This window comes from Microcystis sp. M165S2, assembly GCF_020245885.1.
Classification (GTDB): domain Bacteria; phylum Cyanobacteriota; class Cyanobacteriia; order Cyanobacteriales; family Microcystaceae; genus Microcystis.
On sequence record NZ_JADBTZ010000241.1, the window covers coordinates 18,365 to 27,831 of the forward strand.

At 44.4% G+C, this 9,467-nt stretch carries 9 protein-coding genes; 8 read left to right on the plus strand and 1 reads right to left on the minus strand.

All coding sequences use genetic code 11. From position 1 onward, the window contains the following. The first annotated feature begins 5 nt into the window (after positions 1–5). The 4 genes from ebsA to IM479_RS12410 all read left to right on the plus strand — a co-directional run bounded on the left by ebsA (position 6) and on the right by IM479_RS12410 (position 4,962). The gene (gene ebsA, locus IM479_RS12395; protein WP_287684331.1) at positions 6–383 is read left to right on the plus strand and encodes a type IV pilus biogenesis protein EbsA; all 378 of its coding nucleotides are present in this window, start codon (positions 6–8) and stop codon (positions 381–383) included. Positions 384–417: 34 nt separating this feature from the next. Next, positions 418–1,494 carry a phosphotransacetylase family protein gene (locus IM479_RS12400; protein ID WP_287684330.1) on the plus strand — a complete coding sequence of 359 codons (1,077 nt, stop codon included), beginning with the start codon at positions 418–420 and terminating at the stop codon, positions 1,492–1,494. A 40-nt stretch (positions 1,495–1,534) separates the two neighbouring features. Continuing rightward, positions 1,535–3,349, plus strand: a complete 1,815-nt coding sequence (locus IM479_RS12405) for an ABC transporter ATP-binding protein (RefSeq protein ID WP_287684329.1) — start codon at positions 1,535–1,537, stop codon at positions 3,347–3,349. A gap of 173 nt (positions 3,350–3,522) precedes the next feature. Beyond that, a complete protein-coding gene (locus IM479_RS12410; RefSeq protein WP_287684328.1) occupies positions 3,523–4,962 on the plus strand; it encodes an aminotransferase class I/II-fold pyridoxal phosphate-dependent enzyme in 1,440 nt (479 codons plus the stop codon). On the opposite strand, the gene IM479_RS12415 is transcribed toward IM479_RS12410, so the two are convergent. After that, complete coding sequence (locus IM479_RS12415; RefSeq protein ID WP_287684327.1) at positions 4,954–6,357, minus strand: serine/threonine-protein kinase; 1,404 nt, start codon at positions 6,355–6,357, stop codon at positions 4,954–4,956. The two genes, IM479_RS12410 and IM479_RS12415, sit on opposite strands and share 9 nt — an antisense overlap. A 370-nt stretch (positions 6,358–6,727) precedes the next feature. Here IM479_RS12415 and IM479_RS12420 point away from each other — a divergent pair, with 370 nt between their 5' ends. From IM479_RS12420 to IM479_RS12435, 4 genes are read left to right on the plus strand one after another with little or no spacing between them, the layout of a single operon-like run. Then, positions 6,728–7,258 (plus strand): DUF4242 domain-containing protein, encoded by a 531-nt coding sequence (locus IM479_RS12420; RefSeq protein ID WP_287684326.1) that lies wholly within the window; start codon positions 6,728–6,730, stop codon positions 7,256–7,258. 12 nt (positions 7,259–7,270) lie between these two features. Next, positions 7,271–8,386, plus strand: coding sequence for an acyl-CoA dehydrogenase family protein (locus IM479_RS12425; protein ID WP_287684325.1), 1,116 nt, complete (start codon positions 7,271–7,273; stop codon positions 8,384–8,386). Continuing rightward, a complete protein-coding gene (locus tag IM479_RS12430) occupies positions 8,383–9,165 on the plus strand; it encodes an ABC transporter ATP-binding protein (RefSeq protein ID WP_287684324.1) in 783 nt (260 codons plus the stop codon). The genes IM479_RS12425 and IM479_RS12430 overlap by 4 nt, the downstream gene beginning before the upstream one ends. A gap of 4 nt (positions 9,166–9,169) precedes the next feature. Continuing rightward, entirely contained in the window at positions 9,170–9,379 is a 210-nt protein-coding gene (locus tag IM479_RS12435; RefSeq protein WP_287684322.1) for a hypothetical protein, read from the plus strand. Positions 9,380–9,467 lie beyond the last annotated feature (88 nt).

Sequence of the window (9,467 nt, forward strand, 5' to 3'; positions counted from 1 at the left end):
TAATTATGCCGACTATCGAACAATTAGAACCCGCTAATAAGGCCGATGTGGTAGTATATATGCCCTACTATGCCAAGGACAAACATAGTATCCTGCCCTATGCGATCGCTTTGTATCAAGGAGGAGCTTTAGAAGGTCGTCGTCGCATAGAAAACAGTCAAGGGATTCCCTTTGTGGCATCTTGGTATGTATCAAAATTGCCCTCGGAATTGACCCGTTGTCGTTTACAATTTGAAGGACAGGCCGACCTAAGCTATGAGATGACGATTATTAACGCCGAGTTGATCGAATATCTCATCGATGCGATTAAAATCTTTAAGCAGCTAGGTTCAGCCGACTTTTCGCAGGGATTTTATCGGAAACTGCTGCGATTTGAAGAATAAAAGTCGGGATTTTACGGGTTAAAAGGAGCAAATCGTGGCGAAATCAGCCAAATCTATACTCATATCTTCCCTAGAACCCCTCAGTGGTAAATCGGGAACTATCGTCGGTTTAGCACATCTCTTGCGGCAAAAAGGACTAGAGATAAGTTACGGCAAACCAGTGGGCAATTGTCCGGGATACGTCGATGGGCAATTGGTCGATGAGGATGTAGAATTTATCCGGCAATTACTAGAATTATCCCCCGAACAGCTGTGTTTACCCGTGATCTATACAGATGTGGATTCCGTTGCTAAACGTCTGCAAGGTGCAGATAAACAGGACTACGGTAATATTCTTGCTGGCTATCTCGATCGGGTTAACAGTGATATTACCCTCCTCGAAGGGCCGGGGACTCTCTGGGAAGGGAGTATTTTTCAGTTATCGATGGGGGAGATGGCCAAAATTCTCCAGACTCCGATCCTATTGGTGGCCCGCTATAGTTCTCCCCTAATTGCCGAGAGTCTGCTGAAAGCAAGAGAGGAATTAAATAATCAGCTGCTGGGGGTAGTAATTAGCGATATCCCGGCCGATGATTGGGAGGAAGTACAATCTCTCCTTAAACCCTATCTGGTAAGCCAAGGTGTGGAAGTTTTAGGACTGTTACCCGCTAGTAAACTGCTGCGTAGTATTAGTGTTCGGGAAATTGTCCATCTTTTAGAGGCCAAAGTATTATGTCGGCCCGATCGTTTGGATTGGATGGTAGAAAGTTTAGCGATCGGGGCAATGAATGTCAACGCCGCTTTAGAATATTTTCGCAAGGGGGAAAATATGGCCGTGATTACGGGTGGCGATCGCACAGACCTACAGTTAGCTGCCCTAGAAACTTCCACCACCTGTTTAATCTTAACTGGTTCTATCTCTCCAGATCCCCTGATTTTGGGCCGGGCTGAGGATTTAGAAGTACCGATTCTCTCGGTAAATTTAGATACTCTCACCACCGTGGAAATCGTCGATCAGGCCTTCGGGAAGATTCGCTTACAGGAACAGGTAAAAGTCGCTTGTATTCGACAATTAATGGAGGAATATTTCCAGATCGATCGCCTGTTAGAAAAGTTAGCAATAGGGGCGTAATTTCTCCCCGGCTGCCGAGAATTTCATTGGAAACCCCTTCATGAGTCTATCCTCCTCCCCTGTGTCCCCTCCGGTCAAAGAAAATGACTGGAGCTTATTATTAAGATTACTTCCCTACGCGAAAAAGCAAAAAGCCCTGCTATTTTGGTCATTAATACTCCTTTTTCCCCTATCTCTCACAGGGGCGATCCAACCCTTAATTATCGGTCAAGCGGTCTCCCTTTTGCAAAAGGAACAAACTTGGGATTTTTTGGCTCGAATGCCCTTAATAGCAGCCATCAATACCCTAATTATTATCCTCTCGGTTTCGATTATTTTACGACTGATTTTAGGGACAATGCAAGGTTATCTAGTGCAGAAAGTCGGTCAGTCAATTACTGCTAATGTCCGGGAAGATTTATTTACCCATGTCACCTCCCTTTCCTCTAGTTTTTTTGATCGCTCTCCCGTGGGACGTTTAGTCACTCGTTTAACCAGCGATGTGGAAGCATTAGGAGAAGTTTTTGCTAGTGGGGCGATCGGAGTTGTCAGTGATTTGGTCAATATTTTAGTTATTATCATCACCATGTTTACCCTGCAATGGCAATTAGCTTTATTGTTGGTGTTGATGTTATTTCCCGTCACTGCTTTAATTATCTTTTTTCAAAAACAATACCGCATCGCTAACTATCAAGTCCGCGAGGAATTATCAAAACTTAATGCCCAATTACAGGAAAATGTAGTCGGAGTTAATATTGTTCAATTATTTCGCCGCGAACGCTTTAATGCTGAAATGTTTCGCGCTATCAATACTCAATATCGTCAATCCCTAGATAAAACAATTTTTTATGATTCGGCTGTCTCGTCCACTTTGGAATGGATCGGATTAATTGCCGTGGGAGGAGTATTATGGTTAGGTGGGATTTTTATTCTCCAGAAAACCATTGATTTTGGGGTTTTATCAGCTTTTATTTTATTCTCCCAACGTCTCTTTAATCCCCTGCGTCAGTTTGCCGAAAAATTTACCATGTTTCAAGCGGGTTTTACTGCTATAGAACGAATTGGTGAATTAATTAGTATTCCCATTGAAATCACCGATTCTAACAATTATAAAGAGATTTACTTCCCAGAAAAACGTCAAACTGGCGAGATTATTTTTGAGAATGTTTGGTTTGGTTATAAACCCGATGAATATATTATCAAAGGTCTCAATTTTACCATTCATCCAGGGGAAAAAGTCGCTTTAGTTGGTCCCACCGGTGCGGGAAAAAGTTCGATTATTCGTCTTCTCTGTCGTCTTTACGAACCAAGTAAGGGCAGAATTCTAGTGGATGGTATCGATATCCGTTATCTTCCCCAAGCGGAATTAAGACGTTATATCGGTGTCATTCTCCAAGAAACTTTTCTATTTGCCGGAGATGTTACTCGCAATATTACTTTAGGGGAAAATTATGATTTTGAGCAAGTGAAGGCAGCAGCTAAATTAACTAATATCGATCACTTTATCGAGGAGTTACCCGATGGTTATCATACCCTTTTACGGGAACGGGGCTCAAATTTATCGGGAGGACAAAAACAATTACTCGCTTTTGCGAGAGTCGCTATTCGTAACCCCGAAATTTTAGTTTTAGATGAAGCTACCGCTAGTTTAGACGTGGGGACAGAAGTATTAATTCAAGAAGCTTTAGAACAGATTCTAGTCGATCGTACTGCTATTATTATCGCCCATCGTCTCTCTACTATTCGCGATGTCGATCGAATTCTTGTCCTTAAACGCGGGGAATTAGTCGAATCGGGAACCCATGAAGATTTATTAACCAAAGACGGCCTCTACGCTAGTTTATATAAACTGCAAATGTTAGGCACAGATATTTAACAGTTATCAGTGATCAGTTACCAGTTATCAGTCATCAGTTATGAGATTAAAGTGATAAGTTTTAAGTTTTAAGCTTTAAATGATATTATTCGCCGATCAATCTTCACTAATTACCAATTACTGTTTACTGATTACTGATTACTGACAAATCCCCCACTTCCCCACTTCCCACAATGCCTTCGCCAGAATCTGCTCCGCTGCTATCACAACTGCAAAAAAAAGTCAATAGTTTAGATGTACCATTTTATGCGCCAGGGCATAAGCAGGGGGAAGGAATCGGGGAAGATTTAAGTAATTTACTGGGAAAAAGCGTCTTTAAAGCCGATTTACCCGAATTACCCGACCTTGATAATTTGTTTGCCCCGACGGGAGTGATTAAAGAAGCGCAAATTTTAGCAGCCGAGACATTTGGGGCAGATAAAAGCTGGTTTTTGGTCAATGGTTCCAGTTGTGGCATTATTGCGGCGATTTTAGCCACTTGCGGCCAAGGAGATAAAATTATTTTGGCGAGAAATATTCATAAATCGGCAATTTCAGGCTTAATTCTCTCTGGAGCGCAGCCTATCTTTATCAATCCCGAATATAATCCCACTATCGATCTAAATTTAAATATAACCCCCCAATCCCTCGAAAATGCCCTGAAACTTCATCCCGACACCAAAGCGGTGATGGTAGTCTCTCCCACCTATCAAGGGGTTTGCTGTGACTTAAAAACTATCGCCCAGATTACCGATCATTATTCTATCCCGCTGCTCGTCGATGAGGCTCACGGGGCGCATTTTGCCTTTCATCCCGATTTACCTCCGGCTGCGCTGTCTCTCGGTGCCGATATGGCTATTCAGTCCACCCATAAGGTTTTGGGGGCCTTAACTCAAGCATCGATGTTACACTTAAAAAGCGATCGCATTAGTTCCGAAAAAGTCGATCGAGCCTTACAATTAGTTCAAACCACTAGCCCTAGTTATTTGCTTCTCGCTTCTCTTGATAGTGCCAGAAAGCAAATGGCGACGCAAGGACTAGATTTACTGAGCAAAACCCTTGATTTAGCCGCTATCGCCCGAAAAGAACTCAATAAAATTCCTAATATCTCTGTTTTAGACTTTCCCCATTCTATCCCGGGTTGTCACTGGTTCGATCGCACTCGTTTAACGGTAATCGTCAAAGATTTTGGTTTAACTGGTTACGAAATAGACGATATTTTGCGAGAAAAATACGCTGTCACCGCAGAATTACCGACTTTCAGCCAACTTACTTTTATTATCTCCATCGGCAACCATCGAGAACACATTAATCGTCTAATTACTGCTTTTCAATGCCTGAAATACCCTTCCTCTACCAGTTTACCCCCCACTCCTCCCCCAGTCACGGGAAATTTGGCTATTTCTCCTAGAAAGGCTTTTTTTGCCCCTACAGAGATAGTATCCCGGAAAAATGCCCTCGATCGTCTTAGTGCTGATGTTATCTGTCCCTATCCCCCCGGTATTCCCGTTTTGATGCCGGGAGAGTTAATTTCTCAGGGAATCCTCGACTATCTGCAAACTATTTTAGACCTCGGTGGCACGATTACTGGCGGTAGTGATGATAATTTAACCACTTTCAGGGTTTTAAAATAATCGCAAAATTATCCGATATATTAACCGGAAAAAGGCGGTAATAGCAATTGCTCCGATGGCTGCCATCACGGCAATGATAGTAATTTCAGGGAAACTTAGGGTTCCTTGCAGTTGCGTATATAACCAGAAGGCAAAGGAGGTACTTGCTGCTAGAATCGCTAAATCTACCCCTTCAATCACTTTTTTAAATAATGCCAAAACTAAGCCCCCTAAGATCATAAAAGCGATGACAATTCCTACCGAGGGGACTAAACTATTTAAGGCAATTACTAATAATGTCCCTTCAAATCCTGTAAAGGCAGCATTAGCGAAGGTTTCTCCAAGAGAAAAGCGGGAAGTTTTTCTAATCACTGGAGGGGATGGAGGGGATGGAGGAATTGGAGAAGGTGAAGGAGATGGAGGAATTGGAGAAGGTGAAGGAGATGGGGAAAATGGAGGAGGAGGATTTAAAGCGGTTAAAACTTCTCCACAGGATTGAAATCTATCCAGGGGATTTGCTAGTAACATTTTATTGAATACTCTTGCTAAATCTGCACTGATGTTGGGGGCATAATTTTGCCAATTCCAGACCTGTTTTTGCGGATCGTATAGATCATCAGGATCGCGATTAGTTAAGAGCATAACACAGGTAGCTGCTAGGGCATATAAATCCGTGGCTGCTGATACCTGATTGCCTAATTGTTGTTCGGGAGGGGCAAATCCTGCCGAGTAAATTGTTGTGGATTTCTCTTGTGTATTATTGGGATTATTGGTAGCCTGTTTTACTGCCCCAAAATCGAGTAAATAGAGGCGGCCATTTTTGGATAGCATGATGTTAGATGGTTTTATATCCCGGTGAATGGAACCATTTTCATGAATAAATTTGAGGATAAGAAGTAATTCTTCGAGAATGTTTTTGACTTCACTTTCTTGAAAGGGTTTTTGTTGCTGTTGGAGAATTTCTTCTAAGTTTTTACCGTCGATATATTCCTGGGCCAGATAGAAAAATTGCTCTTCTTCTCCCGTTAATTGATTCTTGACTGTTAAAGGGAAAAAAGCATAGAGATCGGGGATTTGGGGATGTTCTCGTCCTAAATCTTCTAAAACGTGCGCTTCTTGAAAAAATAAGTTTTTCGCTTTTTCTAAAGCTTGCGGACTTAAATTACCGGAAGGTTGAAATTGTTTGAGTACACATTTAGCTTTTTTGGGACTATAACGATCTACTACTAAAAATGCCGCCCCAAATCCTCCTTGTCCCAATAGACGTTCTGGCAAATAACGTCCCCCTAAAATTAATGGCATCCCGCAAGTAGTACAATATTTCTGATCGATCGAGGTTAAGCGATTGCTATCGTCTAGGTCTGGGCATTGATTACGCGGTTTCGGACAGTGGGGACGCGTGCAAATAACTTCCATAGTCACCGTTTCCCTTGGTACTGCTCTTAGTTTAGCTACTACCGGCAATTCGGGTTAAAATTTTTATTCTTGAGAAAGAGTTAAAAAGAGAGTTCGTAGGCCGAGACGGATTCCCATTATACTACAAGGTTAGCAAAAATTTTTGATTTTGTCAAGTCTTTGGCTGAAAAAAATTCAGCCAGATCTAGCGGTTATCGAAAAAATCGGGTCACGCATATCACCCAAGGCAAGGGTTCTGGCCACGACTTGAGCGAAACGGTCTTGAACCATCTACTCCCGTGTCACCTCGTTTTCAGGCTCTTGAAAATATTGCTTTTTTTTCCCAAAGACAGTAAACTCAAATGTATTGTAAATGTATTTCAGATGAATTATGACTCTATATCTAGTAGAGGATGATCGACAAGAAAGGACAAAAGAAGAGGTGAGCGAGATATTGGAGCGCATTGCCACACTCGCATCAAAATCCCAGGGAGAGTTAATCGAAGCCCTAATTGGCGGAACAGAGGGGCGGTTATTCCTGATTATCAAAGCGATCGATCGCGCCTCCGTCGAACAAGTACTAGAAAACGCTGGGCTAGGTTGGCAACTAATCAAGGAAATGCGCTTGATTGGGCAGGACTTAGCCACTGTGCGAGAGCGCCAAGACAAAGCCAACTATCTAGTACAGTGGAATTTACCCCCGGGGCTAACGATGGAAACTTACCTGCAACGAAAAGCAGAGAAAACCCCCCTTTACGCTCAAGTGCCTGAAGTCAGTTTCGAGCGTACCTATGTTTGCGAAGACTTGAGTAAATGTCTCTGTTTCTACGATAGTCCCGATGAAGCGGCGGTAAAAAGAGCCAGAGAAGTGGTCGGCGCACCTATAGATAGTTTGACCTCGATTGAAAATATTCACCCCTAGGAGAGAACAATTATGCTCGATCGAGGCTCCGAAATCAGTTCTTTTCTAGAAGAAAGAGCCACTGACCTCAACAACGGTACAGCTAATCTCAACCTCGGTTGGGCCCTAACCAAGCTAGGAGAATCGGGCTGGTTCGGCTATGCTATACCTGAAAGCTTAGGGGGCCGGGGTGGCTCCTTATTACAGGCAGTAGAGGCGATCTCCTCTGTGTCCCAATGCTGCCTCACCACCGGTTTTGTTTTCTGGTGTCAGCGCGTCTTCATTCAATATCTGGCGGCCAGTAATAACACTTACCTACAAAACAAAATTCTACCGGCTGTTCTCAAGGGAGAGATAGCCGGAGCAACAGGACTCTCTAACGCGATGAAGTACCTCGGCGGGATCGAGGAGCTGCGTTTACAAGCAAAGATCGAGGGAGAAAACGTCACTGTTAATGGCTTCCTGCCTTGGGCCTCTAATCTCGACTCTAACGGAGAATTCATAGTGGCCGTTGCCGCTCAAACTACATCTGGACAAACTCTTATTCTCGCCCTTCCCTCTTTCGCAGAGGGGTTAAAACGGGGTGAAGACCTACAATTATTGGGTTTACAAGCTTCCCGCACCAGTACCCTTGAATTCGATCGAGTTCAGTTATCTCACGACTGGATTATCAGCTTTGAAGCAGAAAAATTTTTACCCTCAGTCCGCCCCTGTTTCTTGCTGTTACAATGCGGACTGGCCCTTGGCATTACGCGTAAATCCCTTGGGGAGACGGAGAAAAGTTTAGGGGGAAAGGCAGCGGTAGCAAGCGATCGTTATTTCTTCGCCCGCGAGCGTCTGACTCGTCTAGAAAAGACAATCGAGCAATTCAGCACTCTAGAAAGCTTCGATCTCGGACGAACACGCCAACTATTCACCCTCAGAGTGGACATTACCCGGTTAGCGGTGGAATCCGTATGGTTAGAAGCGGAAATTAAGGGAGGAAAAGGCTATTTCCGTAATAGCGACACGGCGCGACGGCTGCGCGAGGTCGCCTTTTTACCAGTGTTAACTCCGAGCCTGATTCAACTGGAAAGAGAATTACAACGTCAGTCCTCTACTGATAAGATTCTCACTGGCGAACTCGATCGGGCGGGGGTGAGGGAATGAGCGTCGCCACTGATTACCCCGTCCTCACCCTCAAAAATCTCCACAAACGCTATAAAACCCGCAATGGCTACCGTACCGTTTTTGAGGATATTAACCTACAGGTGCGGGCCGGTGAGGTGGTTTGTTTGCTCGGAGCCAGTGGTTGCGGCAAATCTACCCTCCTTGCTACCGCCGCTGGTTTGCAAAGTGCCGATGGCGGAGAAATACAATTGCACTCACGACCCTTACAAGCACCAGACATCCGTAGCTCGATCGTCTTTCAATCCCCCGCCCTTTTACCTTGGTTAACCGTTTGGCAAAACGTGGCTTTTGGTTTGAAATTAAAGCGGATGCCCCGCCTCGATCATCAGCAATTATGCGAAAGGGTTCACACCGCTGTTAAAAGCGTCAAACTAGATGGCTTCGAGCGTGCCTATCCTCATCAACTATCCGGCGGTATGGCTCAGAGAGTTTCTCTAGCCCGCGTCCTCGCCCGCCGCCCCTCTCTCCTGCTCCTTGATGAGCCGTTTAGCGCCCTCGACGCGATCACCCGTTTCGAGATGCAAAAACTCCTCCTAGAAGTCATAGCTCTCTATAACAGTACGGTTCTCCTCGTTACTCACGACATCGATGAAGCCCTATTAGTGGCCGATCGAGTTCTTCTCATGGGCCGTCATCCGGTGGGCATCCGCCGAGAATGGACCATCTCGATGCCGAAACCCCGTTTCGAGTCAGCGAAGCTTTTGAGTGATCTACGCCGGTCAATTTTTCAAGAATTAGCCCTTGTCATGACACTGTAAATCCATGAACCTACACGATAATTGTGCTTGTTGCGGCATGAGCCGTCGAGATTTCCTGAAACTTTCGGCACTGTTTACGAGTTCCTTCGGAGCAGCGATCGCCGCCGATAGTGGGAATCTCCCTGTTCACGCCAATGCCAACGACCAGCCTGTGAAAATCGGTTATCGAAAATTTGGGTTAAAACCCCGTCCTTTGAGGACGGCTTTAAGCTAAAATGGAAAAAGCGATAACCAAGCTAAAAACTGAACCTTGACCACAGATAGTAGGGGGTTTCGTTCAGAAAAGACTTCAAATTCGGCCT

Coding starts and splice junctions, on each gene's coding strand:
- IM479_RS12410 (WP_287684328.1), top strand. CDS start 3,523: ATGCCTTCGCCAGAATCTGCTCCGCTGCTATCACAACTGCAAAAAAAA.
- IM479_RS12420 (WP_287684326.1), top strand. CDS start 6,728: ATGACTCTATATCTAGTAGAGGATGATCGACAAGAAAGGACAAAAGAA.
- IM479_RS12405 (WP_287684329.1), top strand. CDS start 1,535: ATGAGTCTATCCTCCTCCCCTGTGTCCCCTCCGGTCAAAGAAAATGAC.
- IM479_RS12425 (WP_287684325.1), top strand. CDS start 7,271: ATGCTCGATCGAGGCTCCGAAATCAGTTCTTTTCTAGAAGAAAGAGCC.
- IM479_RS12415 (WP_287684327.1), bottom strand. CDS start 6,357: ATGGAAGTTATTTGCACGCGTCCCCACTGTCCGAAACCGCGTAATCAA.
- IM479_RS12435 (WP_287684322.1), top strand. CDS start 9,170: ATGAACCTACACGATAATTGTGCTTGTTGCGGCATGAGCCGTCGAGAT.
- ebsA (WP_287684331.1), top strand. CDS start 6: ATGCCGACTATCGAACAATTAGAACCCGCTAATAAGGCCGATGTGGTA.
- IM479_RS12430 (WP_287684324.1), top strand. CDS start 8,383: ATGAGCGTCGCCACTGATTACCCCGTCCTCACCCTCAAAAATCTCCAC.